Source organism: Dickeya fangzhongdai, from assembly GCF_002812485.1.
Lineage (GTDB): Bacteria > Pseudomonadota > Gammaproteobacteria > Enterobacterales > Enterobacteriaceae > Dickeya > Dickeya fangzhongdai.
The window spans coordinates 2,925,507-2,952,174 of record NZ_CP025003.1; the positions used below are offsets into that span (position 1 = coordinate 2,925,507).

At 60.0% G+C, this 26,668-nt stretch carries 23 protein-coding genes; 15 read left to right on the plus strand and 8 right to left on the minus strand.

Features of this window, described 5'->3' with window-relative positions; translation table 11 throughout:
• Positions 1-226: 226 nt before the first annotated feature.
• From CVE23_RS13055 to pspA, 5 genes are all read right to left on the minus strand, one after another.
• The gene (locus tag CVE23_RS13055; protein ID WP_100849699.1) at positions 227-1,285 is read right to left on the minus strand and encodes a YcjF family protein; all 1,059 of its coding nucleotides are present in this window, start codon (positions 1,283-1,285) and stop codon (positions 227-229) included.
• Entirely contained in the window at positions 1,282-2,697 is a 1,416-nt protein-coding gene (locus CVE23_RS13060; protein WP_100849700.1) for a YcjX family GTP-binding protein, read from the minus strand. Before CVE23_RS13060 ends, CVE23_RS13055 begins: the two co-directional genes overlap by 4 nt.
• A 165-nt stretch (positions 2,698-2,862) precedes the next feature.
• Positions 2,863-3,222, minus strand: a complete 360-nt coding sequence (pspC, locus tag CVE23_RS13065; protein ID WP_038668318.1) for an envelope stress response membrane protein PspC — start codon at positions 3,220-3,222, stop codon at positions 2,863-2,865.
• Positions 3,222-3,452, minus strand: coding sequence for an envelope stress response membrane protein PspB (gene pspB / locus CVE23_RS13070; RefSeq protein WP_038668316.1), 231 nt, complete (start codon positions 3,450-3,452; stop codon positions 3,222-3,224). Before pspB ends, pspC begins: the two co-directional genes overlap by 1 nt.
• Before the next feature lie 63 nt (positions 3,453-3,515).
• A complete protein-coding gene (gene pspA / locus CVE23_RS13075; protein WP_038668314.1) occupies positions 3,516-4,181 on the minus strand; it encodes a phage shock protein PspA in 666 nt (221 codons plus the stop codon).
• A 219-nt stretch (positions 4,182-4,400) separates the two neighbouring features.
• Here pspA and pspF point away from each other — a divergent pair, with 219 nt between their 5' ends.
• From pspF to CVE23_RS13090, 3 genes are all read left to right on the plus strand, one after another.
• On the plus strand, positions 4,401-5,393 hold the full coding sequence (pspF, locus tag CVE23_RS13080; protein ID WP_100849701.1) for a phage shock protein operon transcriptional activator: 993 nt from the start codon (positions 4,401-4,403) through the stop codon (positions 5,391-5,393).
• A 1-nt stretch (position 5,394) separates the two neighbouring features.
• The gene (locus CVE23_RS13085; RefSeq protein WP_038919384.1) at positions 5,395-6,324 is read left to right on the plus strand and encodes a helix-turn-helix domain-containing protein; all 930 of its coding nucleotides are present in this window, start codon (positions 5,395-5,397) and stop codon (positions 6,322-6,324) included.
• A gap of 68 nt (positions 6,325-6,392) precedes the next feature.
• A complete protein-coding gene (locus CVE23_RS13090; protein WP_225623138.1) occupies positions 6,393-7,436 on the plus strand; it encodes an arginase family protein in 1,044 nt (347 codons plus the stop codon).
• A gap of 83 nt (positions 7,437-7,519) precedes the next feature.
• Here CVE23_RS13090 and zigA read toward each other — a convergent pair whose 3' ends face one another.
• Positions 7,520-8,710, minus strand: a complete 1,191-nt coding sequence (gene zigA / locus CVE23_RS13095) for a zinc metallochaperone GTPase ZigA (protein ID WP_100849702.1) — start codon at positions 8,708-8,710, stop codon at positions 7,520-7,522.
• Between the two features lie 282 nt (positions 8,711-8,992).
• Between zigA and sapA the strand changes: the two genes are divergently transcribed.
• The 6 genes from sapA (at position 8,993) to fabI (ending at position 15,310) form a co-directional block, all read left to right on the plus strand.
• Complete coding sequence (sapA, locus tag CVE23_RS13100) at positions 8,993-10,705, plus strand: ABC transporter substrate-binding protein SapA (RefSeq protein ID WP_100850469.1); 1,713 nt, start codon at positions 8,993-8,995, stop codon at positions 10,703-10,705.
• The gene (sapB, locus tag CVE23_RS13105; RefSeq protein WP_100849703.1) at positions 10,702-11,667 is read left to right on the plus strand and encodes a putrescine export ABC transporter permease SapB; all 966 of its coding nucleotides are present in this window, start codon (positions 10,702-10,704) and stop codon (positions 11,665-11,667) included. The genes sapA and sapB overlap by 4 nt, the downstream gene beginning before the upstream one ends.
• Complete coding sequence (gene sapC / locus CVE23_RS13110) at positions 11,654-12,544, plus strand: putrescine export ABC transporter permease SapC (protein WP_100849704.1); 891 nt, start codon at positions 11,654-11,656, stop codon at positions 12,542-12,544. Before sapB ends, sapC begins: the two co-directional genes overlap by 14 nt.
• Positions 12,545-12,559: 15 nt before the next feature.
• Positions 12,560-13,552, plus strand: a complete 993-nt coding sequence (sapD, locus tag CVE23_RS13115; RefSeq protein WP_038668301.1) for a putrescine export ABC transporter ATP-binding protein SapD — start codon at positions 12,560-12,562, stop codon at positions 13,550-13,552.
• The gene (gene sapF, locus CVE23_RS13120; protein WP_038668299.1) at positions 13,552-14,367 is read left to right on the plus strand and encodes a putrescine export ABC transporter ATP-binding protein SapF; all 816 of its coding nucleotides are present in this window, start codon (positions 13,552-13,554) and stop codon (positions 14,365-14,367) included. Before sapD ends, sapF begins: the two co-directional genes overlap by 1 nt.
• Before the next feature lie 151 nt (positions 14,368-14,518).
• A complete protein-coding gene (fabI, locus tag CVE23_RS13125) occupies positions 14,519-15,310 on the plus strand; it encodes an enoyl-ACP reductase FabI (RefSeq protein ID WP_038668297.1) in 792 nt (263 codons plus the stop codon).
• Between the two features lie 139 nt (positions 15,311-15,449).
• Here fabI and CVE23_RS13130 read toward each other — a convergent pair whose 3' ends face one another.
• The gene (locus CVE23_RS13130; RefSeq protein ID WP_100850470.1) at positions 15,450-16,349 is read right to left on the minus strand and encodes a LysR family transcriptional regulator; all 900 of its coding nucleotides are present in this window, start codon (positions 16,347-16,349) and stop codon (positions 15,450-15,452) included.
• Positions 16,350-16,552: 203 nt separating this feature from the next.
• Here CVE23_RS13130 and CVE23_RS13135 point away from each other — a divergent pair, with 203 nt between their 5' ends.
• The 6 genes from CVE23_RS13135 (at position 16,553) to CVE23_RS13160 (ending at position 25,257) form a co-directional block, all read left to right on the plus strand.
• Positions 16,553-18,862 carry an FdhF/YdeP family oxidoreductase gene (locus tag CVE23_RS13135; RefSeq protein WP_100849705.1) on the plus strand — a complete coding sequence of 770 codons (2,310 nt, stop codon included), beginning with the start codon at positions 16,553-16,555 and terminating at the stop codon, positions 18,860-18,862.
• 169 nt (positions 18,863-19,031) lie between these two features.
• Positions 19,032-19,238 carry a hypothetical protein gene (locus CVE23_RS13140; RefSeq protein WP_038919390.1) on the plus strand — a complete coding sequence of 69 codons (207 nt, stop codon included), beginning with the start codon at positions 19,032-19,034 and terminating at the stop codon, positions 19,236-19,238.
• Positions 19,225-19,698, plus strand: coding sequence for a DUF2335 domain-containing protein (locus CVE23_RS13145; RefSeq protein ID WP_100849706.1), 474 nt, complete (start codon positions 19,225-19,227; stop codon positions 19,696-19,698). The genes CVE23_RS13140 and CVE23_RS13145 overlap by 14 nt, the downstream gene beginning before the upstream one ends.
• 141 nt (positions 19,699-19,839) lie before the next feature.
• Entirely contained in the window at positions 19,840-21,771 is a 1,932-nt protein-coding gene (locus CVE23_RS13150; protein WP_100849707.1) for an exoribonuclease II, read from the plus strand.
• A 104-nt stretch (positions 21,772-21,875) separates the two neighbouring features.
• Positions 21,876-22,793 (plus strand): aldo/keto reductase, encoded by a 918-nt coding sequence (locus CVE23_RS13155; RefSeq protein WP_100849708.1) that lies wholly within the window; start codon positions 21,876-21,878, stop codon positions 22,791-22,793.
• Positions 22,794-23,190: 397 nt separating this feature from the next.
• The gene (locus tag CVE23_RS13160) at positions 23,191-25,257 is read left to right on the plus strand and encodes a carbon starvation CstA family protein (protein ID WP_100849709.1); all 2,067 of its coding nucleotides are present in this window, start codon (positions 23,191-23,193) and stop codon (positions 25,255-25,257) included.
• 87 nt (positions 25,258-25,344) lie between these two features.
• On the opposite strand, the gene kdgT is transcribed toward CVE23_RS13160, so the two are convergent.
• Positions 25,345-26,361: a 2-keto-3-deoxygluconate transporter gene (gene kdgT / locus CVE23_RS13165; protein ID WP_038919397.1), complete on the minus strand. Its 1,017-nt coding sequence runs from the start codon at positions 26,359-26,361 to the stop codon at positions 25,345-25,347.
• Positions 26,362-26,668 lie beyond the last annotated feature (307 nt).

The following is a 26,668-nucleotide window of genomic DNA, read 5'->3' on the forward strand; positions in this document are numbered from 1 at the left end:
ACGTTCTGGCAAACCATAGCGGCAATAATTATCATTTGTTATTGTTTGTCGATAACATTATTTGCAGGATATTAAAGTGCAACCGGGCGGCAATATCCTGCATCGGGGCTTTACGAATGTTATCCAGATGTTATCGCCATCCGCAGTGTGATGGCGATCGACGGGCGATATGACTGGTTACATAACGCACAACCTGTGGAGGTGCTTTTATGCCAAGCGCCGGGCATTACTCCCCAGACGACGATGACGGCGTTTTCACCCGAATCCGGCCAATCAGCTCACGCCGGAAATCCCCCAGCCGGGGCTTGTCATCCAGCCACGGCAGCGGGCGACACAGTTCCATAGCGCGAATCCCCAGCCGCGCGGTCAGTAGACCGGCGCCCAGCCCTTGCGCCGCGCGCGCCGACAGCCGCGCCGCCAAATCCTGAGACATCCAGTCCATACCGATTTCCCGCACCAGCTCGCTGGCGCCGGCAAACGCCACATTCAGCAGCACCAGCCGGAACAGGCGAATACGGCTGAAATAGCCCAGTTCGATGCCGTACAACCGCGCAATGCGATTGACCAGCCGCAGATTGCGCCAGGCGATGAACGCCATGTCTACCAGCGCCAGCGGGCTGACGGCAATCATCAGCGCCGACTCGGCGGCGGAGCGGCTGATCTCGCGGCGCGCCCGGGCGTCCAGCACCGGTTGCACCATATGAGCGTACAACTCGGTGACTTCACGATCGTTGTGAGTATCGTGCAGCGACGCCTGCCAGCGTTGCAGCGCCGGATGTCCGACATCCAACCCGGCCTGACGGGCCAGATTCTCACAAAAGACGCGGGCGCTGCCCGTACCGTGGCTGTTGAGCAATTCCCGCGCCCGATCGCGCGTTTCCGCCCGCTGGCGCAACCGATACAACCGGCGCCACTCGACCGCCAGCGCGCCGACGCCGGCGCCGACAATCAGGGTGCCCGCCGCCACGCCGCCGAGCGCAATCCAGTCCTGACTCATCCAGGCCTGATACAGCGAACGCCCGCCCTGCGCCAGCGCGCTAAGGCCAAACAGCGCCACGCCCAGACCCAGCATCCTCCGCCACAGGCTTCGGCGCGGGCGCAACGCGTCGCTGACCACCTGCTCGGCGCTCTCGCCGTCATCCGGTTCGTCGTCGTCGGCCGTTGCCGCCGGAATAAAACGTTGCGCCTCGCTGTCGGCAAAGGCAACCGACGGCCGCAGCGGCCCATCGGCCGGCGCCACCGGCGTATTGTCGAAGGTGATGCGGGGTTTCAACGGCTCATTCATCGCAATTTGTCTCCCAGTAAAAATTCCATCACCGTATCCAGGCGGATATGCGGCAACGGCGCGTCCGTCTGCATTTCCAGCGGCCGAAACGGTTCAAAGTGAAATCCCTGCTCGCGCCAGAAGGACGGTTCCGGCAGCCGTGACGGTACATCGCCGGGATACACGGTGACCGGCTCGCCGTCCGCCAGCCGGTTGCCGCGCAGAGCCGGCAACGACTGCCCCTGATGCGACACCACGCCGCTTTGCGTCGCCTGCACCGAAGCAATCCCCGCACAGTCGATCTCAATCCCCTCGAACGCCGCATTACGCCAGGCTTCCTGCACCAGTTGCTGTAGCAACGACACCAGATTGGCGTGCTGATCGGCGGTGATATGGTCGGACTGGCTGGCGGCGAACATCAGCCGGTCGATGCAGGGCGAAAACAGCCGACGCAATAACGTGCGCTTGCCGTAGTGAAAGCTCTGCATCAGTTGGGTCAGCGCCAGCCGCATATCGTTAAACGACTGTACGCCGTGGTTGAGCGGTTGCAGGCAGTCCACCAGCACGATTTGCCGGTCGAAGCGCACAAAGTGCTGGCGGTAGAATTCGCGCACCACATGCTGGCAGTAGTAATCAAACCGCTGACGCAGCATGCCGATCAGGGTGTGATCGCCCGCCTGCGTCAGCGCGGCATCCAGCCGGTCGTCAGGCCACGGCCAGGGAAAGAACTGCAATACCGGCGCGCCGGCCAGATCGCCCGGCAGCACAAAGCGCCCCGGCTGAATGAAATGCAGACCTTCCTGTTTGCAGCGCAGCAGGTAGTCGGTGTATGCCCGGGCGATCGCCGCCAGTCGGTTCTCATCCGCCGGCGCCAGCGGGTCGAGCCCTTCGCACATCGCCAGCCAGGGTTGCGCCCAATTGAGCCGATCGCCCTGCAACATAGTGGACATCTGGCGCGACCAGTCGGCGTAACTCTGCTCCAGCAGCGGCAGATCCAGCAGCCATTCGCCGGGATAATCGACGATTTCCAGATAGAGCGTGGCGGTATCGCGGAAGTGGCGCAGCAGGCTGTCGTGGGAACGGTAACGCAGCGCCAGCCTGATTTCGCTGACGCCGCGGGTCGGCGTCGGCCAGGCGGGCGGCACGCCGTACAGCGACGCCATGCCTTCGTCATAGGCAAAGCGGGGAATGCCCAGGTCCCGCTGTGGAATGCGCCTGGCGCCCAGCAGCCGGTTTTCGCGCGCTACCGAAAACAGCGGCAGCCGTGCGCCGTGCTGAGCATTGAGCAATTGATTGACCAACGACGTAATAAACGCCGTTTTGCCGCTGCGGCTCAGGCCGGTGACCGCCAGCCGCAGATGGCGATCGGCGCTGCGATTGACCAGCGCGTTGAATTCGTTCTGTAACCGGTTGAAAGGAAGGGAATAAGCCATGACGCTCCTGTTCATTGTCCTGCCCGACGATAACCGCATTATGGTGCGACCGCCGCAAAAAAACGAAAAACGACAACATGAAAAACGACAACATATAATGTACGGGATTCGATGGGCGCCGAATCCCGCAGAAGAGATCAGGCCAGCCGTCGGCCGGCGTGGTGATTATAGCTGACGGAACTTGCTGCGCAGGCCGTACGTGTCCGATGTGATATAGCGTTCAATGCTACGCAACCGCTGCTCGCTGGCGCTCAGTATCGCATCCGCCTGATCCAGCAGCGCGTTCGGCGAAACGCCGGCGTCGGCGGGCTGATATTCCTCCGGCGGCGCCGGGTCCAGCACGAAGCTGAGAATAATGTAGGCCACCACGGTAATCAGAAACAGACCGAAGAAAATCGACAGCACGGCGATGAGGCGCACCAGCTTTACCGGCACATCAAAATAACGCGCCAGCCCGGCGCATACGCCTTTGATCATGCCCTCTTCCGGCAAACGATAGAGTTTTCGCTCAAAACGGGTGTTCATCAGGATTGCCTCCAGTTGGGATGCTCCGCATCCAGAATCTGTTCCAGCGCGTCAATCCGCTCGCGCATACGCTGTGCATCTTCCGTTAACCGGGTCAGCCGCTGCTGTTCAGCCGGATCCCATTGCGGCGCACGGTTGCGGCGCTGGCTGTAGTGCAGCCACAGCCACAGCGGCGCCACAAACAGCAGAAACACCGTCAGCGGAATCATTGTCATTACCAGAGCACCCATTTTTTCTCCTTAATTATTATGGTAATGCGGCAAGGCTGCCGCCGCAGCGGCAGCCGGTGGCGATTACTCCGCCGGTTTTACCTTGGCTTTCAGCGCCGCCAGTTGCGCATCGATCTCATCGCTGGCCTTCAAATCGGCAAACTGCTGATCCAGCGATTTCTGTTTGCCCAGACCCACGCTTTCCGCTTCGGCTTCCAGCGTATCGATACGGCGTTCGAACTGTTCAAAGCGCGCCATCGCTTCATCCAGTTTACCGCTGTCGAGCTGGCGGCGGATATCGCGGGATGAACTGGCGGCCTGATGACGCAGCGTTAGCGCCTGCTGGCGAGCGCGGGTTTCGGTCAGCTTATTCTCCAGCTCGCCGATTTCCCGTTTCAGGCGTTCCAGCGTTTCGTCCACCGCCGCCGCTTCCTGTTCCAGTACCGCTACCAGTTCCGTCAATTTCTGTTTTTCCACCAGCGCGGCGCGCGCCAGTTCCTCACGCTCGCGGCGCAGCGCCAGTTCCGCTTTTTCCTGCCACTCGTCCTGCTGACCACGAGCCTGCTCAATGCGGCGGGCCAGCTGTTTCTTTTCCGCCAGCGCCCGGGCGGAGGTGGAACGCACTTCAACCAGTGTATCTTCCATTTCCTGAATCATCAGCCGCACCAGCTTCTGCGGGTCCTCGGCTTTATCCAGCAAGGCATTGATATTGGCGTTCACGATGTCGGCAAAACGGGAAAAAATACCCATACTCTACTCCTCAGTGATTTCCGGCGTCTGCGACGCCCGGTTCGTTATCTCCATCAGCCGTTGCCTGATGACACACTGACATAATCAAATGCCGTGCCAACTTTTCTTTATCAAATAATTCATTGATAAATAACGTATTAACGACCGGCGTATACAGCGTGCGCTATCTTTGCTATGGTCAAATTAACTAACAAGTGGTGAAAAATACAAGGCAATGTCATGGCGCATGAGCAAGAGTCGTTACTGGGCGAAGCCAACAGTTTTCTGGAAGTGCTGGAGCAGGTGTCGCAACTGGCGCAGCTCAGCAAACCGGTGCTGGTGATTGGCGAACGGGGGACCGGTAAGGAACTGATCGCCAGCCGCCTGCATTACCTGTCGCCCCGCTGGCAGGGGCCGTTCATTTCGCTCAACTGCGCGGCGCTGAACGAAAACCTGCTGGACTCCGAACTGTTCGGCCATGAAGCCGGCGCCTTTACCGGCGCGCAAAAGCGACATCTGGGCCGTTTTGAGCGCGCCGACGGCGGCACGCTGTTTCTGGATGAACTGGCCACCGCGCCGATGCTGGTGCAGGAAAAGCTGTTGCGGGTGATCGAATACGGCGTGCTGGAGCGCGTGGGCGGCGGACAGTCGCTGCAGGTGGACGTGCGGCTGGTGTGCGCCACCAACGAAGACCTGCCCGCGCTGGCCGCACAGGGGAAATTCCGCGCCGACCTGCTGGACCGGCTGGCGTTCGACGTGGTTCATCTGCCGCCGCTGCGCCAGCGCCAGCAGGACATCATGCTGCTGGCGCAGCATTTCGCGGTACAGATGTGCCGGGAATTGGGGCTGCCGCTGTTTCCGGGTTTCAGCCCGCAGGCGGAGCGCGCGCTGCTGGATTACGCCTGGCCGGGCAACATCCGCGAGCTGAAAAATGTGGTGGAGCGCTCGCTGTACCGGCACGGCGACAGCCGCGATCCGGTGGATCGCATCATCCTCAACCCGTTCAAGCCGCTGGCGGCATTCATACCCGAAAAGGAAACCGCCGCATCGGCGTCGCTCCCCGCGCTGCCGCTGGACCTGCGCGGCTGGCAGCATGATCAGGAACGGCAACTGGTGCAGCAGGCGCTGGCGCAGGCTCGCTTTAACCAGCGCAAAGCGGCCGAACTATTGGGGGTGACCTACCACCAGTTTCGCGGCTTGTTAAAGAAACATGCCATCAATGACAGTGAATGACATGGAAAGGCTATTTTCTACACACCACCTGCAAGAGAAGGATCGCTTTGCCTATTGGCGGGAAGTGACGTCTTCGGTGTTTGGCCCCACCTGCAATCAGCAGTTGACCAACGCGAGTTTTGACGGCCGGCTCGGCGTCAAACCGCTGGGCGGCGCAGCGGTCACCCGAATCTGTTCCCAGCCGATTGCGTACGAGGGAAAGCGGGGAAAGGAAAACACCGACGATTTTTTTATCGCCTTTTCATTGTGTGCTGAAGCCTACGTGACCCAACATGCGAGGCAATCACGGCAGCGCCCCGGAGATATCGTGCTGTTCGACGGCGCCAGACCGTATGTCTGCCAGTATCCTCAGGGTGATGACCAGATCGTCTTTTCCCTTCCCCGCGGATTGGTGCTATCGCATATTCAGAACCCGGATCGACTGCTGAACATGACGCTGGACGGCCACTCGCCGCTGGGAAAGCTCGCCGGTTCGCTGGTCAAAGAAGCCTGGCAGGCGGCGCCCTTGTCCGGCGTGATCGGCGATAGGCTCATCGGTTCCATACTGGATGTGCTGGACACCGCGTTCGAAGCCGCGCACGGCCGCGGCAGGGAACCGCACGACTCGCATCAAACCGAGCTGTTGAGGCGGGCGCAGACGTTTTTGCTGGCCAATCTCGATAATCGCGCACTCACGCCCGAGGTTATCGCGCAGGCGGTGCACGTCTCGCCGCGTACGCTGAACCGCCTTTTCGCCAAAGAAGGCACCACGGTGATGCGCTGGCTGTGGCAACAACGGCTCGCCGCCTGCCATGACGCCCTCCGGCACCGTCAATTCCGTACCGTCAGCGATGCCGCCCTGAGTTTTGGCTTTAGCAATCTGTCCCACTTCAGCCGCGCCTTCCGGCGCGCTTTCGGCGTGTCCGCGCAGGACGTGCTTAAGCGGACATAAACCGCGCCGGATGCGGACAATCTGACGCCCCCGGCACAGCGTTTGGCCGGCACAGCAAAGCGCCGGACGTGATCGATGGCGATAATCAGCGCCATCAACCGCGGCGGGCATGCGTCAATGCCACCGCTCCCTTCTCCCACGCCGTTCAATACTGGCGTGCTAATCGGAGTCACCACACCTTGTCTGTCAACTACACCCTGTCTGTCAACCACGCCATGCCTATCAACCATGCAAATACGCTTCGCTTACTCTTCCCCCAATGGCAGGGCGGCAACAATCCACCTTATTATTTCGGCGCGCAGTTGCTGTCATGGCTGGCGCCTAATCCTACGGGACCGGTTGAAACAGTAGACGTCGCGCCACCGCATGATACCCCGCTGGCGCTGGAAGACGGCATCCGCGGGCGCGGCATATTGCTTGAGCAACTGCGCCGGGCGAGGAAAACCATCGACCAACACCGTCCCGATCGCATCGTGGTGTTGGGCGGCGATTGTCTGGTGGATCTGGCGCCATTCGCCTATCTCAACGAACGCTATGACGGCAATCTGGCGGTGCTGTGGCTTGACGCGCACCCTGATGTCATGACCCCGAAAGCGTTCGAACACGCCCACGCCATGGTGCTCGGCAACCTGCTCGGTGAAGGCGACAAGGATTTTGTCCACGCGGTTAAGCGGCCGCTTAAACCTGAAAACGTCATGTTCGCCGGTCTTCAGCCAACGCTGGATGTGGAAACGGCGTTTATCGCGCGTTTGGGGCTAAAACATGCCGGTCCGGCACAGCTGGCGGAGAGCAGCCAGCCCGTTATGGACTGGTTCGCCGCCACCGGCGCAAAACATCTTGCCGTCCACCTGGACCTTGACGTGCTGGACCCCGCGGTGTTTCGCGCCCTGCTGTTTGCCAATCCCGACACACCCGCCGGGACGTTTGACGGCGTCTCGCAGGGCGCAATGACCATCGAACAGGTTGTTCGCCTGCTTGGCGAGGTGGCGCAAATAGCCGACATCGTCGGGCTTGGCATTACGGAGCATTTGCCGTGGGATGCGCTGGCGATGAAAAACATGCTGGCGGCGCTTCCGCTTATCGGCGCCCCTGGCAACCGACCACAGAAATAGCCCGTAAGCCAAACCTGTCTGATCGCAGGCGCGCACGGTCAGACGCCTGCGATAATCGCGCTCGGCAGGACAACGCCGCGCGGTCACCACGCCTCAAACGGATCGTCTAATTCCAGCCAGCTGTCTACGCCGTCCAGCAATTCATCATCCGTTAGCAGACAGCCATCCAACTGCGCGGCGATCCATGTCTGATCCAGATGCTGACCGATAAACACAATCTCCTGACGCATATCGCCAAACGGTTCCTGCCACTTATTCCTGATAGCCGCTCGCGTTTCTTCATCCTGCGGCCAGCGTTCCGGCGCAATCGCCTTCCAGAACATGCCCGCCAGCCCGTAGCGCAAAATGCCCCCGGCCTGATGCCAGGAACCGGCCTGAAACGGGCGGGTCGCCAGCCAGAAGAACCCTTTGGAACGCAGCAGACGGCCCGGCCCCCATTCATCCTTGCTCAGGAAGTCATGGAAACGCTGCGGATGAAACGGCCGCCGCGCCTGATACACAAAGTTGCCGATGCCGTAATGTTCGGTTTCCGGCGTATGGGTGCCGCGCAACTCCTGCAGCCAGCCCGGCGCCGTGGCCGCGGTTTGCATATCGAAACGCCCGGTATTGAGCACCTCGTCCAGCGGCACCTGGCCGTGCGCGATCGGCAGAATACGCGCCGACGGATTCAGGGTATGCAGAATCGCCACCACTTCATCATGCTGGCTATCGGTCATTTCATCGGTTTTGCTCACCAGCAGCACATCGCAAAACTCAATCTGTTCAATCAGCAGGTCGGTCACGCTGCGGATATCATCCTCGCCGAGGCTCTGTCCCACCGATTGCAGACTTTCCGCCGCCTGATACTGCGACAGGAAACCGGCGCCATCCACCACCGTCACCATCGTATCCAGCCGGGCGAAATCCGACAGGCACTGCCCCTGCTCGTCTTCAAAGGTAAATGTCTCCGCCACCGGCAACGGTTCGGAAATACCGCTGGACTCGATCAGCAGATAATCGTAACGGCCGGTGCGGGCCAGTTCGCGCACCGCCACCAGCAAATCTTCCCGCAGGGTACAGCAAATGCAGCCGTTGCTCATCGACACCAGTTTTTCCTGGCGGTGATCGAGCGTCACTTCCTGGCTGACCAAATCGGCATCGATATTCACTTCGCTCATGTCATTGACGATCACCGCCACCCGACGCCCCTGGCGATTATTCAGAATATGATTCAGCACCGTGGTCTTGCCGGCGCCAAGAAAACCGGACAATACCGTGACGGGTAAAGGTTGCATACGCGTGCTCCTGCTCAGAAATGATTGATCTACGGCCCGAAACGGGATGACCGCTACTCGGGCACGCACATTATCATAATTGATATGTTATAACATAACAATTACAGCATTCACGAAGCCGACCGCGCCGTGAGCGAATACGTGCCGTGAGTGAATCGTTGTCAATCCTGCTGACAACCCCATCAGTTTGCTGAAAAAACCGGCAGATAAACGTAAGAAATTGGGCGGAATGGCAGAGTGCGGTACACTCTGTATATTGCCGATTGCCTGAAAAAACACCGTATGTCCGGAAAACACACTCTCGCACTGGCGCTGGCCTGGCTGGCGCTGCCGGTTCTGGCACAAACGCCGCCCGCCGCTCCGACGCCGGCGCAAGCCATCCGCCACAGCGGTTTTGTTTATTGCGTCAATGACGTGCTCAGCACGTTCAACCCCCAGATGGCCCGCAGCGGGCTGATGGTGGATACGCTGGCCGCCCAGCTCTATGACCGCCTGCTGGGCGTCGATCCGTACACCTACCGGCTGATGCCGGAACTGGCGCAGCACTGGGACGTCACCGACAATGGCTCCACTTACCGGTTCACCCTGCGCCGCGATGTCCCGTTCCAGCGCACCAGTTGGTTTACCCCCAGCCGCACGATGAACGCCGATGACGTGTTGTTTAGCTTCCAGCGCATGCTGGACAAAAAACACCCGTTCCACGACGTCAACGGTGGCGACTACCCCTATTTCGACAGTCTGCAACTGGCGGACAACGTACAGAGCATCCGCAAGCTGGGCGATTACAGCATCGAGATCCGTCTGCACAGCCCCGATGCCTCGTTCCTGTGGCATCTGGCTACCCACTATGCGCCCATCCTGTCGGCGGAGTACGCCCAACAGTTAACCCAGCAGGACCGGCGCGAACTGCTTGACCGTCAGCCGGTGGGCACCGGCCCTTACCGGCTGGATGAGTACCGTTACGGGCAGTACGTGCGGCTAAAACGCAACGACGATTACTGGCGCGGCCTGCCGCGTATGGAACAAGTGCTGGTCGACCTCGGCTCCGGCGGTACCGGCCGCCTGTCCAAACTGTTGACCGGCGAGTGCGACGTGCTGGCCTACCCGGCCGCCAGCCAGCTGACCATTCTGCGCAACGACCCGCGCCTGCGGCTGTCGCTGCGACCGGGGATGAACGTCGCTTATCTGGCGTTCAACGTGCGTAAACCACCGCTGGACGATTCCCGCGTGCGCCACGCCATCGCGCTGGCGATCAACAACGACCGTTTGATGCAATCGATCTACTACGGCACCGCGGAAACCGCCGCCTCGATCCTGCCGCGCGCCTCCTGGGCTTACGATAACGAAGCGCAGGTCACCGAATACAATCCGGAGAAAGCGCGCCAGCAGTTGAAAGATCTGGGGATCGCCAACCTGCAACTGCAACTGTGGGTGCCGAGCGCCTCGCAGTCCTACAACCCCAGTCCGGTGAAAACCGCCGAACTGATTCAGGCCGATCTGGCGCAGGTGGGAATCCGGGTGACCATCATTCCGGTGGAAGGGCGTTTTCAGGAAGCGCGCCTGATGGAGATGAACCATGACCTGACGCTGGCGGGCTGGGCCACCGACAGCAACGACCCGGACAGCGTATTCCGGCCGCTGCTGAGCTGCGCCGCCATCCGCTCCCAGACCAATTACGCCCACTGGTGCGATCCCGGTTTTGATCAGGTGCTGCAGGACGCGCTCTCTTCCCAGCAACTATCCCGGCGCATGGAGTACTATCGGGTGGCGCACCACATTTTGGCCGAGCAATTGCCGGTGCTGCCGCTGGCGTCGTCGTTGCGGATGCAGGCCTATCGTTACGACATGAAAGGATTGGTGCTCAGCCCGTTCGGCAACGCCTCCTTCGCTGGCGTCTATCGCGATGACGGCAGTGAGGGAAAAAATGAGGAAAAACCGGATAGCTCTGCCGTGGATCCCTCCTCCAGCGCGCCGATCCAGGGAGAACAACCGTGATTATCTTTACGCTTCGTCGCCTGTTGTTGTTGCTGGTCACGCTATTTCTGCTGTCGCTGATCGGCTTCAGCCTGATGTATTACACCCCGCATGCGCCGCTCAACGGCGCGGCGCTGCTCGACGCCTACCGCTTTTATTTCGCCAGCCTGCTACAGGGGGATTTCGGCGTCTCCAGCACCAACGGACAGCCGATTAGCGAACAGCTGCGCGATGTGCTGCCCGCCACCATCGAGCTCTGTCTGCTGGCGTTTTCGCTGTCGCTGCTGGTGGGGATTCCGCTTGGCATCACCACCGGCGTACTGCAGCACAAGGCCGCCGATCGGATTATCAGCGCGCTGGCGTTGCTGGGCTTTTCGCTGCCGGTGTTCTGGCTGGCGCTGCTGATGACGTTGTTCTTTTCGCTGCATCTGGGCTGGCTGCCGGTATCCGGCCGTTTCGACCTGCTTTACCCAGTGCCGCAGGTGACCGGCTTCGCGCTGATCGACGCCTGGCTGTCCGATTCGCCCTACCGGGAAGAGATGATCGCCAGCGCCATACAACACCTGATTCTGCCGGTGCTGGTGCTGTCGGTCGGCCCCACCACCGAAGTCATCCGACTGATGCGCATCAGCACCACCGACGTCGGCACCCAGAATTACATCAAGGCGGCGGTTATCCGCGGGCTGCCGCGTTCCACCGTGATTCGCCGCCACCTGCTGCACAACGCGCTGCCGCCGATCATTCCGCAACTGGGTTTGCAATTCTCCACCATGCTGACGCTGGAGATGATCACCGAAGTGGTCTTTAACTGGCCGGGCATCGGCCGCTGGCTGGTCAACGCCATCCGCCAGCAGGACTTTGCGGCGATCGCCGCCGGGGTGATGGTGGTCGGCGCGCTGGTGATCACCATCAACGTGCTGTCCGATATCTGGGGCGCCATGACAAACCCGCTGAAACATAAGGAATGGTATGCACTCCGATAACATCTACGGCGAGAAAGAGCTTCCCAGCCGCTGGCGCGACACCTGGACTGTGTTCCGCCAGGACCGGATGGCGATGGTCGGTTTCTACGGGTTTCTGTTGCTGCTGGGGCTGTGCCTGTTCGGCGATACGCTGGCGCCCTACGCGCTGGATCAGCAGTTTCTCGGTTACCAGTTGCTGCCGCCCTCCTGGTCGCGCTATGGCGAAGTGTCGTTTTTTCTCGGCACCGACGATCTGGGGCGCGACCTGCTGAGCCGACTGTTGAGCGGCACGGCGCCGACCTTTGGTTCGGCATTGCTGGTCACGCTGGCCGCGATGCTGGCCGGCATTCTGATCGGCCTGCTGGCCGGGGTGACCCACGGCCTGCGTTCCGCGGTGCTGAACCACATTCTCGACCCGTTGTTGTCGATTCCTTCGCTGCTGCTGGCGATGATAGTGATCGCCTTTATCGGCCCGCAGTTAACGCACGCCATGCTGGCGGTGTGGATGGCGCTGCTGCCGCGTATGGTGCGCACGATTTATACCGCGGTGCATGACGAACTGGAAAAAGAGTATGTGACCGCCGCCCGGCTGGACGGCGCCTCCACGCGCTACATTATCTGGTACGCGGTGCTGCCCAATATCCTACCGCTGCTGGTCAGCGAAGTGACCCGCGCGCTTTCCATCGCCATTCTGGATATCGCCGCGCTCGGATTTCTCAATCTGGGCGCGCAGTTACCCACCACCGAATGGGGCGTCTTGCTGGGTAATTCGCTGGAACTGGTCTACGCCGCGCCCTGGACGGTGATGCTGCCCGGCGCGGCCATCACGCTCAGCGTGCTGATCGTCAACCTGCTGGGGGATGGCATTCGCCGCGCCCTGCTTGCTCAAACCGAATAGTGACGGAACAACACCATGGCATTACTGGAAATTCGTAATCTGACCATTGAATTCCTCACGCCGGACGGCCCGGTGAAAGCGGTGGATCGCGTCAGCATCAGCCTCAACGAGGGAGAAATTCGCGGACTGGTGGGCGAATCCGGCTCCGGCAAGAGCCTGATCGCCAAGGCTATCTGCGGCATCAACAAGGAAAACTGGCGTATCACCGCCGACCGTTTTCGTTTCGATGACGTGGACATGCTGCAACTCACGCCCCATCAGCGACGCAAACTGGTGCGGCACAACATGTCGATGATCTTTCAGGAGCCGCAGTCCTGTCTGGATCCTTCCGCCCGCGTCGGCCGTCAGCTGATTCAATCGATCCCCGGCTGGACTTACAAAGGCCGCTGGTGGCAGCGTTTCAACTGGCGCAAGCGCCGCGCTATCGAGCTGCTGCACCGCGTCGGCATCAAGGATCACAAAGACATCATGCGCAGCTTCCCCTACGAACTGACCGAAGGGGAATGCCAGAAGGTGATGATCGCCATCGCGCTCGCCAATCAGCCCAGATTGCTGATCGCCGACGAACCGACCAACGCGATGGAAGCCACCACGCAGGCGCAGATTTTCCGCCTGCTCGCCCGGCTCAATCAGAACAACAACACCACCATTTTGCTGATCAGTCACGATTTGCAGACCATGAGCAAATGGGCGGACCGCATCAACGTGTTGTACTGCGGCCAAACGGTGGAAAGCGCGGTCAGCGATGAGCTGATCAGCGCGCCGCATCATCCCTACACCCAGGCGCTGATTCGCGCCATGCCGGACTTCGGCTGCTCGCTGCCGCACAAAAGCCGCCTTAACGCGCTGCCGGGGGCGATCCCATCGCTGGCGCACCTGCCGGTGGGTTGCCGTCTGGGGCCGCGCTGCCCTTATTCACAAAAAGAGTGCATGACGGCGCCGCCGCTCATCCCGGTGAAAACTCACTGGTACGCCTGCCACTTCCCGCTCAACATGGAGGAATCCTGATGGTGGAAACCCTGCTGGAAGCCCGTAACCTCACCAAGACCTTCCGCTACCGTACCGGCTGGTTCCGGCGTCAGCACGTCGAAGCGGTGAAATCGGTGAGTTTTACGCTGCGGGAGCGGCAAACGCTGGCGATCATCGGCGAAAACGGCTCGGGTAAATCTACGCTGGCCAAGATGCTGACCGGCGTGATCCCGCCGACCTCCGGCGAATTGGTGATCGACGATCATCCGCTGCAATACGGCGACTATAACTATCGTAGCCAGCGTATTCGCATGATCTTTCAGGATTCGGCCAACTCGCTCAACCCGCGTCAGCGCATCGGCCAGTTACTGGAATTGCCGCTGCGGCTCAATACCGACCTGACGCCGCAGGAGCGTGAAAAAGCCATTAACCTGGCGCTGCGACAGGTCGGCCTGCGCGCCGATCACGCGACCTATTACCCGCACGCGCTGGCGCCCGGTCAGAAACAACGTATCGGGCTGGCGCGGGCATTGATCCTGCAGCCCAAGGTCATCGTGGCGGATGAAGTGCTGGCGTCGCTGGATATGTCGGTGCGTTCCCAGATCATCAACCTGATGCTGGAGCTGCAGGAAAAACACGGCATTTCCTATATTTATGTCACCCAGCATCTGGGCATGATGAAACACATCAGCGACCAGATTCTGGTGATGCAGGCCGGCGAAGTGGTAGAGCGCGGCAGCACCGCCGATGTGCTGGCCTCGCCGCTGCACGACCTGACCAAGCGTTTGATCACCAGTCACTTTGGCGAAGCACTAAGCGCCGACGCCTGGCGCCGCGACAGCAGCCACGTCTGACTAGCCGGGCGGAGACAGCAGGATAAGTGGTTGGAGTACTTCTTTAGCCGACACACATGCTAGAATCGCCCGGTTTATTCACACCGATCATGGTAAATAATTATTTTTATTGACGATGATCGCAGCAACAATGATCACAAAGGATACTGCCATGGGTTTTCTTAACGGTAAGCGCATTCTGGTAACAGGCGTTGCCAGCAACCGCTCCATTGCATACGGTATCGCCCAGGCGATGCACCGCGAAGGCGCCGAACTGGCGTTCACCTACCAGAACGACAAGCTGAAACCGCGTGTGGAAGAGTTTGCCAAAGAGTTTGGTTCGAGCATCGTTTTACCGTGTGATGTTGCGGAAGATGCCAGCATTGACGCCCTGTTTGCCGAACTGGCGAAAGTCTGGCCGAAATTTGACGGCTTCGTGCACTCCATCGCCTATGCACCGGGCGACCAGTTGGACGGCGACTACGTGAACGCCGTCACCCGCGAAGGTTTCGCTGTCGCTCACGACATCAGCGCTTACAGCTTTGTGGCGATGGCGAAAGCCTGCCGCAGCATGCTGAACCCGAATTCCGCGCTGATGACCCTGTCCTACCTGGGTGCCGAGCGCGCCATTCCGAACTACAACGTGATGGGCCTGGCGAAAGCGTCGCTGGAAGCCAATGTGCGCTACATGGCCAACGCCATGGGCCGCGACGGCGTGCGCGTCAATGCGGTTTCCGCCGGTCCGATCCGCACGCTGGCGGCGTCCGGCATCAAGAACTTCAAGAAAATGCTGTCTCACTGCGAAGCGGTCACCCCGATCCGTCGCGTGGTCACCATTGAAGACGTGGGCAACGCCGCGGCTTTCATGTGCTCCGACCTGGCCGCCGGTATCTCCGGCGAAGTTCTGCACGTTGACGGCGGCTTCAGCATCGCCGCGATGAACGAGCTGGAACTGAACGATTAATCTCGTCGCCCTGTGCCGGACAGCGGTCCGGCACAGGATTGCCGCGTGGTGAGTTCCGCGGCTCTCTGTCGGTTTGCTGTACTCTCCGCTGTTTCTCGTCTTTTCTTTCTCAGTAAAATCGCCAATCGCCGCCGTTACGTTAGCGGTCCAGCAGCCATTGCTGCGCTGCCGCAAAGAAATGCTGCGCCAGCATAGTGGCGCGCCCGGCTTCGGCGATCACCACCGCGCCATGACGCGGCATCGGCGCCAGCGTCAACGGTCGCCAGGCCAGCGCCGGCGTCATCGCCGGCAACAGGCTGCCATTGGGCACAATGCCGCACCCCAACCCGACAAACACGCTTTGAATCAATTGCAGCACCGACGCGCTTTCCACCCGTACCCGCGGCGTGATTGCCGCTTCACGGAACTGACTGTCCAGATAGCGACGGAAATAACGGCTGGGTTCAGCCAGACACAGCGGAACATTGGCGAGATCCGACAGCGTCAGCGGACTGTCGCTGTGCAGCTCAGGAAAATGGCGCGGATGATACAGCAGCGACGCGCCCTGCTCCGCCAGCGACGACGCCTGAAAATGCAGCTCGCGCAGCGTGGTCAATTCGAAAAAACCGATCCCGACATCCACCGTGTGGGCGGTCAGCGCCTCCAGCAACCGATCGGCGCTGAACAGCGATACCTGATAGTCCATCTCCGGGTAGGCACGGCTGACCGCCGCCAGCAATTCGGGCAGCGCCATGCTGCATTGCGGCACCGCGCCAATACGCAGCAACCCGCTGGTGCCGCGCGTGAGCGACGCCACCTCCAGCCGCAGCCCCTGATACACCGACACCATTTCCCGCGCCCAGGCCAATACCCGCTCGCCTTCGGCGGTAAACCCCTCGAAATTGTTGCCCCGATTGATGAGCGACAGCCCCAGTTCCCGTTCCAGATTCTTCAACCGCATCGACAGCGTCGGCTGGCTGACGAAGCTGGCTTCGGCCGCACGACCAAAATGGCGCTCTTTTTCCAGATTGCACAAGTAGATAAGTTGCTTGATGTCCATCAGGTTCTCCAACATTGCGGGCCGGGTCAGTATACCACCGCGCCATCTGCGTCAGGGGCCGACGCCGCGATAAACCGCCTCTATCCCACTATCACTCCCTTTGATTAGACGCCATACCGACCGCCGCCTACACTCTTGGTTAGCAAGCAAAGATTTAAAGATTTTTTTACATACTTAAAACATCATCACCTGCGTAGCGAATCATGAAATTCAAATCCTCCATCAAGCCATACCGCGCCGCCGCGGGCGGCTGGGGCTCTCTCGAAGCCACCACCCGTTTTGTCCTGGACAGCAAACAGGCCCTGAAAAATATCCGCAATTTGATGCGGGTCAATAAAAGCAAAGGATTCGACTGTCCCGGCTGTGCCTGGGGCGACGACAACAGCAGCACCTTTAGCTTCTGTGAAAACGGCGCTAAAGCGGTCAGTTGGGAAGCCACCCGCAAAGCCGCCGGGCCAGAGTTCTTCGCCGAACACAGCGTCAGCACGTTGCGCCGCCAGAGCGACTATTTTCTTGAATATCAGGGCCGGTTGACCCATCCGCTGCGCTATGACCGTGAACACGACCACTACGTGCCGATCGACTGGGGTGACGCGTTCGCGCTGATCGCCCGCCATATCCGTGAACTGGACCACCCGGACCAGATGGAACTCTATACCTCCGGCCGCGCCAGTAATGAAGCCTCTTATCTGTATCAGTTGTTCGGCCGTATGGTCGGCACCAACAATTTCCCCGACTGCTCCAACATGTGCCATGAAGCCAGCGGCACCGGGCTGAAACAGAGCATCGGCGTCGGTAAGGGCACGGTGCGACTACAGGATTTCGAACACGCCGACGCCATTTTCGTCTTCGGCCAGAACCCCGGCACCAACCACCCGCGTATGCTGCACAGCCTGCGTCACGCCGCCGATCGCGGCGCACATATCGTGGCGTTTAACACCTTGCGCGAGCGCGGTCTGGAACGTTTCGCCAACCCGCAGAACCCACTGGAACTGCTGACGCCGTTGTCCGGCACCATCAGCGAAACCTATCTGCAACCCCATCTGGGCGGCGACATGGCGGCGGTACGCGGCATGGTGAAAGCGCTGCTGGAAACCCACCGCCAGCGGCTGGCCGCGGGCGAAGCGGGACTGTTCGATCAGGCCTTTATCGACCAGCACACCGACGGCGTGGCGGCGTATCTGCAACAGGTGGACGCCACCTCGTGGGACAAAATCGTACAGCAGTCCGGGTTGAGCGAAGCGCAGATCCGCTACGTCGCCGGCATTTATCAGCAGTCTGAACGGGTGATCTGCACCTGGGCGATGGGCATCACCCAGCACCGGCATTCGGTAGCGACGGTGCGGGAAATCGTCAATCTGCAACTGTTGTTCGGCCAGCTCGGCAAGCCGGGCGCCGGCTTGTGCCCGGTGCGTGGTCACAGCAACGTACAGGGCAACCGCACGATGGGGATCGATGAAAAACCCGCTGATGTGCTGCTCGACAGTCTGGCGCGTCATTTCAACTTTACCCCGCCGCGCGGCCACGGCCACAACACCGTACAGGCGCTGGAAGCGATGCTGCGTGATGAGATTCGGGTCCTGATCGCGCTGGGCGGCAACCTGGCCGCCGCCGCGCCGGATACCGACCGCACCGCACAGGCGCTAAGCCGTTGCGGCCTGACGGTGCACATCAGCACCAAGCTCAACCGCAGCCACCTGATTACCGCGCGGCAGGATACGCTGATTCTGCCGACGCTGGGCCGCACCGAACGGGACATGCAGGCCAGCGGCCCGCAGTTTGTTACCGTCGAAGACTCGTTCAGCATGGTGCATGCCTCGGAAGGCATCAGCCCGCCGCTGTCGGATCAGCAGCGCTCGGAAACCGCCATCGTCGCCGGCATCGCCCACGCGGTTTTGGGGCGTGACCGGCTCGACTGGCCGGCGCTGGCCGCCGACTATAACCTGATCCGCGATCACATCGCCGCCACCCTGCCGGGTTTCGCCGACTTCAATCAACGCTGCGCCGAACCGGGCGGCTTCTGGCTCGGCAACGCGGCGGCGGCATACCGTTTCAACACCGCCACCGGCAACGCCCGTTTCGGCGCGGCGCCGCTGCCGGACAGCGTGGTGCCCGTTTCCGGCGACGCGCCCGCGCCGTTCACGCTGCAAACCTTGCGCTCCCACGACCAGTACAACACCACCATTTATGGACTGGACGACCGTTACCGCGGCGTGTACGGCCAGCGCGACGTGCTGTTCATGCACCCGGAGGATATTGCCGCGCTTGGGTTGCAGGACGGCGACCGGGTGGATATCGAAACCCTGTGGCATGACCATGTCGAACGCAAAGTCCTCGGTTTCCGGCTGGTCAGCTACGATATCCCGCGCGGTAATCTGGCGGCCTACTACCCGGAAACCAATCCGCTGGTGCCGCTGTCCAGCTACGGCGAAGACACCTTTACGCCGACCTCCAAATCGGTGCCGGTACGCATTACGCCCAGTGAGGCCGTAGCGCTGCAACGCATTGCCTGATGCATCGGGCCGGGTGGTTTCTTTCATACCCGGCTGATACATCCCCCATCCATGACTGGTTGCCAGCAACCAACGACAACGGATTGTTTCGTCGTTATTTGCAACCACGCCATACTCAAGTAAGATTAAAAAGAAGGGTTTAATAATTGTGGTCCCAAGGAGATAAAACATGTTGAAGGCAACCCGCAGGTATCTTCGCGCCGCCGGCAGCATTTTAGATCTGATGCCAGCGACAGACTATTTGGCAGACATCGGTAAGAAAAACGATGCTGAAAGAATGGCCAGTGATTTTCAGGCCATAGGCGACGACCTCAGAGTAGCAATGAATGCATACGGAAGAAAAAAAGGAATCGAATCAGGCATTGCAAAGCGCTGATACGCATAATAGGGAAAATGAAGAAGCCCGAGCACTTGCCGAAAAAGTCGAGTCCACTCTGATTGAAAACCCGATATTTCTTGAACGTCTGCTTGATCGGCCGCAGATCAAGGCCATGGTTTCTTCCACATTCTTCCGTGGGCCTCTTCCCCCTCCAGAAATGTTGAGGGAATACAACGACATCGTACCAGACGGTGCTGAAAGGATCATGGCAAAAAGCGAGCGGGAGCAAGCTCATCGCCATCGTATTACTGAAAAGAGTCTTGACGGTGAGATGAGCAGAGACAAACGTGGTCAATGGATGGCGTTTGCCATTACTATGACTATCTTGGTGATCGCAACTCTTTTTGCCTGGAAGGGCGAAATGGTATTTGCCGGGACGTTAATCACCCTTGATTTAATCGGACTGGCTTCAGTGTTTGTTATTGGAAGATATCGTCCTTCCAATAACAGCGAGTAACCCACCAGCACACCCCAAGACTTGGCCCGACCATACCTGCCTTGCGCAGGCTATTCATGTGCAGCAACGCTTGCCGCCAGCGGCCGATTCGCGTAAAACTGTCTGCCGCTAAAGCCACTATTAACCGCAATTCTGGACGCTATGTTTCAAGACAATCCGCTGCTTGCGCAGCTTAAACAGCAACTCCACTCTCAGACGCCACGAGCGGAAGGCATCGTCAAAGCCACCGACAAAGGATTCGGTTTTCTTGAAGCCGACGCGCAGAAGAGCTATTTCATCCCGCCGCCGCACATGAAGAAAGTGATGCACGGCGACCGTATCATCGCCACGCTGCATACCGAGAAAGAACGTGAAATCGCCGAGCCGGAAACGCTGGTGGAACCGTTCCTGACCCGTTTTGTCGGTCGGGTGCAGAAAAAAGACGACCGTCTGTCCATCGTGCCGGACCATCCGCTGCTGAAAGACGCCATTCCCTGCCGCCCTGCGCGCGGGGTTGAGCAGGACTTTAAAGAAGGCGACTGGGCGGTAGCGGAAATGCGCCGCCATCCGCTGAAAGGCGACCGTGGATTTTTTGCCGATCTGACGCAGTACATTACCACCGGCGACGACCCGCTGGCGCCCTGGTGGGTGACGCTGTCGCGCCATAATCTGGAACGCGTTGCGCCGGACGCAGACGCGGCCGATCTCGACGACGGCCAGCTTGAACGTGAAGACCTGACCAGGCTGGACTTCGTCACCATCGACAGCGCCAGTACCGAAGATATGGATGACGCGCTGTATGTGCAGGACAACGGCGACGGCACGCTGGACATGACCGTGGCAATCGCCGATCCGACCGCCTACGTGCGCGCCGACAGCGAGCTGGACGCCATCGCCCGTCAGCGCGCGTTCACCAACTACCTGCCCGGCTTCAATATTCCGATGCTGCCGCGTCACCTGTCGGACGACATCTGCTCGCTGCGCCCGAACGAACGTCGTCCGGTGCTGGCCTGCCGTATGACGATCGCCGCCGACGGCGCGCTGAGCCAGATTCGCTTCTTTGCCGCCTGGATCGAGTCGCGCGCCAAACTGGTGTACGACGAGGTGTCCGACTGGCTGGAGCAACAGGGCGACTGGCAGCCGGAAAGCGATAATATTGCCGGCCAGATCCGCCTGCTGCATCGCGTGTGTCAGGCCCGGAGCGCCTGGCGCACCACCCACGCGCTGGTTTTCCGCGACCGTCCGGACTACCGTTTCCTGCTGGGTGAAAACGGCGAGGTGCTGGATATCGTCACCGAACCGCGTCGTATCGCCAACCGCATCGTGGAAGAAGCGATGATCGCCGCCAACGTCTGCGCGGCACAGGTATTGCGCGACGAACTGGGCTTTGGCATCTACAACGTCCACAACGGTTTCGACCCGGTCAGCATCGATCAGGCGGTAGCGGTACTGGAAAGCAACGGTATTCAGGCCGATGCTCAGCAACTGCTGACGCTGGACGGCTTCTGCATTTTACGCCGCGAACTGGACGCCCAGCCGACCCAGTTCCTCGACAGCCGTATTCGCCGCTTCCAGACATTTGCGGAAATCAGCACCGCGCCCGGCCCGCACTTCGGTCTGGGGCTGGAGGCTTACGCCACCTGGACCTCGCCGATCCGTAAATACGGCGATATGGTCAACCACCGGTTGCTGAAAGCGATCATCACGCATACTCCGGCGGAAAAACCGCAGGATGAAGTGACGCTGCAACTGGCCGAGCGCCGCCGTCTCAACCGGATGGCGGAACGCGACGTCAGCGACTGGCTGTACGCCCGTTTCCTGAAAGGCAAAGCCGGCACCGACGCTCGTTTTAGCGCCGAGATTATCGACGTGAATCGCGGCGGTCTGCGCGTGCGGTTGCTGGACAATGGCGCCACCGCCTTTATTCCGGCCTCGTTCATTCACGCGGTGCGCGACGAACTGGTGTGCAGTCAGGACACCGGCATCGTCACGGTGAAAGGCGAACCGGTCTACCGTCAGAGCGACACCCTGACGGTGATGCTGACCGAGGTGCGGCTCGAAACCCGCAGCATCATCGCCAAACCGGCGGCCTGATTCGCGCCAGTCCTACGCCATCCATTCGGGTGGCGTTTTTTTTATCGTCGGATCGACCGCCGCCCTCCCCCTACAAGACATAGCGACATAACGGAGATGTGAACATGAAAAGCATCACACTGGGAAAAAGTACCCTGTCGGTCCCGAACATTGCGCTGGGCTGCATGCGGCTGGCGGGCAAGACGCAGCAGGACGCGGTGACGTTGTTGCAGACGGCGCTCGACGCCGGGATCAATTTCTTTGACCATGCCGATATCTACGGCGGCGGGCGTTCCGAAGAGGTGTTCGCCGCCGCAGTGCGTCAGGCCGGCATCGCCCGCGACCAACTGCTGATACAAAGCAAATGCGGTATCCGCCCCGGCTTTTTTGATTTCTCCAAAGCGCACATCATCGCCGCCGTCGAAGGCAGCCTGAAACGCCTGAATACCGATTACCTTGATGCCTTACTGCTGCACCGCCCGGACACGCTGTGCGAGCCGGACGAAGTCGCCGCCGCGTTTGACGAACTGGAAGCCAGCGGCAAGGTGCGCCATTTTGGCGTTAGCAACCAGCATCCGTTGCAGGTTGAATTGCTGAAAACCGCGGTGCGCCAGCCGCTGATTGCCAACCAGTTGCAGCTCAGCATTATGCACACGCCGATGATCGACGCCGGCCTCAACGTCAATATGACCCATGCGCCGTCACTCCACCACGACGGCATGGTGCTGGAATACAGCCGGTTGCAGGGGATGACGATTCAGGCGTGGTCGCCGTTCCAGTACGGCTTTTTTGACGGCGTGTTCGTAGATAATGATAAGTTTCCGCAACTGAACGCCGCCCTGAGCCACATCGCCGGGCAGCACGGCGTGTCCACCACCGCCCTCGCCGCGGCCTGGATTCTGCGCCATCCGGCCAGCATGCAGGTGATTGTCGGCAGTATGGACCCGCATCGTCTGCAAGATATCGCCACCGCTTCCGAACTGCGCATCAGCCGCGAGGAGTGGTACGAAATCTACCGTGCCGCCGGCAACAAACTGCCCTGAAATCTCCGCCCGGCGCTCGCCGGGCGTATCATCCCCACGCGCTTACGCGCTTTTGCCCTGACAGCAGGTTATTCAGCCTGTACCGACATCACATTTCATCACCGCGCACCGACTGCCCTTCCTGCTGTGGAAACCGGCGAAAAACCGTTTTCATAACAAAAATATAGCTTTGTTCACATTTTTGTCTTGTTCTGGCTACGCCGGCTAACTGCTGCACTATGTTATTTATTGATACACGGTATTTATTGATATCACTGTGTTTATCGATATCCCGGCGTCTGCGATGACCCGGTGTTTATGATGTCTCGCGTTATCCGTTTCGCCGTAAGGCGACGCCTTGACAGGCCGTCAGACATTGCCGGCGGCCGGGAATGACAACCAGTCAGGAGTCAGTGAGATGAAAACCATTAAAAACATATCGATCTGGATTGCCGTAGCCATAGCGGGCGCCGTGGCGTTCGCCATGCTGGCCTTGAACCGGGGTGAGCATGTGAACGCCGTCTGGCTGGTGATTGCGGCTGTCGCCTGTTACAGCATTGCTTACCGCTTCTACAGTCTGTTTATTGCGCGCCGGGTGTTTGAACTGGATGACCGCCGTCTGACCCCGGCCGAGCGCCGCAACGACGGGCTGGATTATGTCCCGACCAACAAATGGGTGTTGTTCGGCCACCATTTTGCCGCCATCGCCGGCGCCGGCCCGCTGGTGGGGCCGATTCTGGCCGCACAGATGGGCTTTCTGCCGGGGACGTTGTGGATTTTGATTGGCGTCATGCTGGCCGGCGCGGTGCAGGATTTTCTGGTGTTGTTTATCTCCACCCGGCGCGACGGCCGCTCATTGGGTGAAATGGCGCGTCAGGAACTGGGCTCCTTCGCTGGGGTAGTCACCATGCTGGGCGCGCTGGGCGTCATGATCATCATCCTGTCGGCGCTGGCGCTGGTAGTGGTCAAAGCGTTGGCCAACAGCCCGTGGGGGATGTTCACGATCGCCGCCACCATCCCGATTGCGCTGTTCATGGGCGTCTATATGCGATTCCTGCGGCCGGGCAAGATTGCCGAAGTGTCGCTGATCGGCTTTGTGCTGATGATGATGGCGATTGTCTACGGCGGCGACATCGCCGCGCATCCCTATTGGGGACCGTTCTTCACCCTCAAAGGCACGACGCTGACCTGGGTGCTGGTGATTTACGGGTTTGTCGCGTCGGTACTGCCGGTGTGGCTGCTGCTGGCGCCGCGTGACTATCTGTCCACATTCCTGAAGATCGGCGTGATCGTCGGGCTGGCGATTGGCATTCTGTTTGCGATGCCGGAGCTGAAAATGCCTGCGGTTTCGCGCTTTATCGACGGCAGCGGACCGGTGTTCTCCGGCAGCCTGTTCCCGTTCCTGTTCATCACCATCGCCTGCGGCGCCATCTCCGGCTTCCATGCGCTGGTCTCCAGCGGCACCACGCCCAAGCTGGTTGAGCGTGAAAGCCATATTCGTTTTATCGGTTACGGCGCCATGCTGATGGAATCTTTCGTGGCGATCATGGCGCTGATTTGCGCCTCAGTGATCGACCCCGGCGTCTACTTCGCCATGAATGCGCCGGCTGCGCTGATTGGCACCACCGTGGAAAACGCCGCGCAGGTGATCAGCGGGTGGGGTTTCGTCATCACGCCGAATGATTTGACCAACATCGCCAAAGACGTGGGCGAAGCGTCGATTCTGTCCCGCGCCGGCGGCGCGCCGACCTTTGCCGTCGGCATGGCGCATATCATCACGGAGATCTTCAACAGCCGGGCCATGATGGCGTTTTGGTACCACTTTGCCATTCTGTTCGAAGCGCTGTTTATTCTTACCGCCGTGGACGCCGGTACCCGCGCCTGCCGGTTCATGGTGCAGGATTTGGCCGGGTTGGTGGTGCCGAATATGGGCAAGAGCCACTCCTGGCTGGGCAATATGTCCGGGACCACCGTGGCGGTGGCCGGCTGGGGATTCTTCGTCTATCAGGGCGTGATCGACCCGCTGGGCGGCATCAACACGCTGTGGCCGCTGTTCGGCATCGGTAACCAGATGCTGGCCTCCATGGCGCTGATCCTCGGCACCGTGGTGCTGTTTAAAATGAAGAAACAGCGCTACGCCTGGGTGACGATGCTGCCTACCGCCTGGCTGTTCATCACGTCGATGACCGCCGGCTGGCAGAAGATTTTCCACGAAAAACCCAGCATCGGTTTTCTGGCGCAGGCCAAACGTTTCTCCACCGGCATCGAATCCGGCACGCTGATCGCCCCGGCGAAAAACATGCAGGATATGGCAACCATTGTGTTCAGCAACCAGATTAACGCCGTCCTGTGCGGTTTCTTCATGCTGGTCGCCGTCACCATGCTGGTCGCCGCGTTCTTCGCCATCCGTCGGGCGCTGCGCAGCGACAAACCCACAACGCACGAAACAACGGCGGCATGGCGTGAGGAAGCGCATAACGGCTGATAGCCGTACCCGCCAACGTTGATGCCCACCGGGCGTTTCCGCTGGCGGAGCACGCCTCCTCTTTTACGGAGGAGGCGTGACCGGCATTTAACGATGCGCCGCCTGCTGTTGCTCCGCCTTCTCTTCCGCTGCGTCTTCCTGCGGCACCGTGCCATCGCCGCCTTTAACGCGTTTTGACCACATCGCGGTGATGATCGGCACCAGAACGGAGGTGACAATCACCGACGTCGCCACCAGCGTGGTGGCGGCCGGCGCCACCGGCTTAAACGCCGGAACCATTTCTGCAATCAGCACCGGCGTCGCCACCGCCGCGCCCGCCGAGCTGGATGCGGCAATGCCCGCGGTACCGTCACCGCCGCCCAGCACTTTGTCCGCCACTATCAGCGGAATGCCGGTGATAATAATCACCGAAATTCCCAGCAATACCCCCAGCAGCCCGGTTTGAGCAATGACGCTCAGATCGATGGTATTACCGAGCGCGAAGGCAAAGAACGGGATCAATGTCTGTACCGCACGGCTGAAAAAGTCACGTAATTCCGGATCCAGATTCCCCAGCGCAAACCCCACCAGAAACGGCAGCACCGCGCCGACAAACACATGCGGTTCAAACGAAGCAATGCCGGCGGTGCCCAGGATCACCATCGTCATCAGCGGGCCGGACTCCAGCGACATCAGCACGAACGCGCCCGACTCCTCTTTGGTGCCGTACTGCTGCATGATCGAGGCGTACAACCCGCCGTTGGTCATGTCCATCGCCGCCACCAACGCCAGCGTGGACAACCCGGCGAAAAATCCCGCTTCCACCCCGTGTTCCGGCAGAATGCGCGAAGCTACCGCCGCGACGACCCAGGCCACGGCAATTTTCGTTACGACCAGCGTGCCGGATTTACGCAGCACCGTGCCGGTGGCGCTCAGTCGAATCGACGCCCCCATACAGAAGAACCACACCGCCAGAATCGGCACCGTACCGCTGATCAACCCGTTGGTAAAGGACCCGAAATACTTGCCGGCCCCCGGCGCAAAGGTATGGCACAGCGCGCCGAGGAACAACGGCACCAGCATCATGCCACCCGGAATCTTTTCGATAGAACGCTTGATATGCATAGGATTCATTGCCTGAGAAAGGGACAGAAACCATGAGCAATACAGACGCCACCCGTCATGATCCTCATCATGACGGATACCGCCCGTTCAGCCCACCCGAAGGCCGGGCTGCGCCACATCCATGCACATGCATCGTCAGCGCGACGACGAAGAAAACGACTCCTGGGGGACACAGCCCATACACTTCTCACTGCTGAAGGTAGTCGTTTAGTCAGGGGATAAAAGTGATCGCCTGCAAATAAATAAAACAACGTTTCTATTTTTACAGATCATTATTTCATTTATGTCACAGTGAAGAGGACGAAAT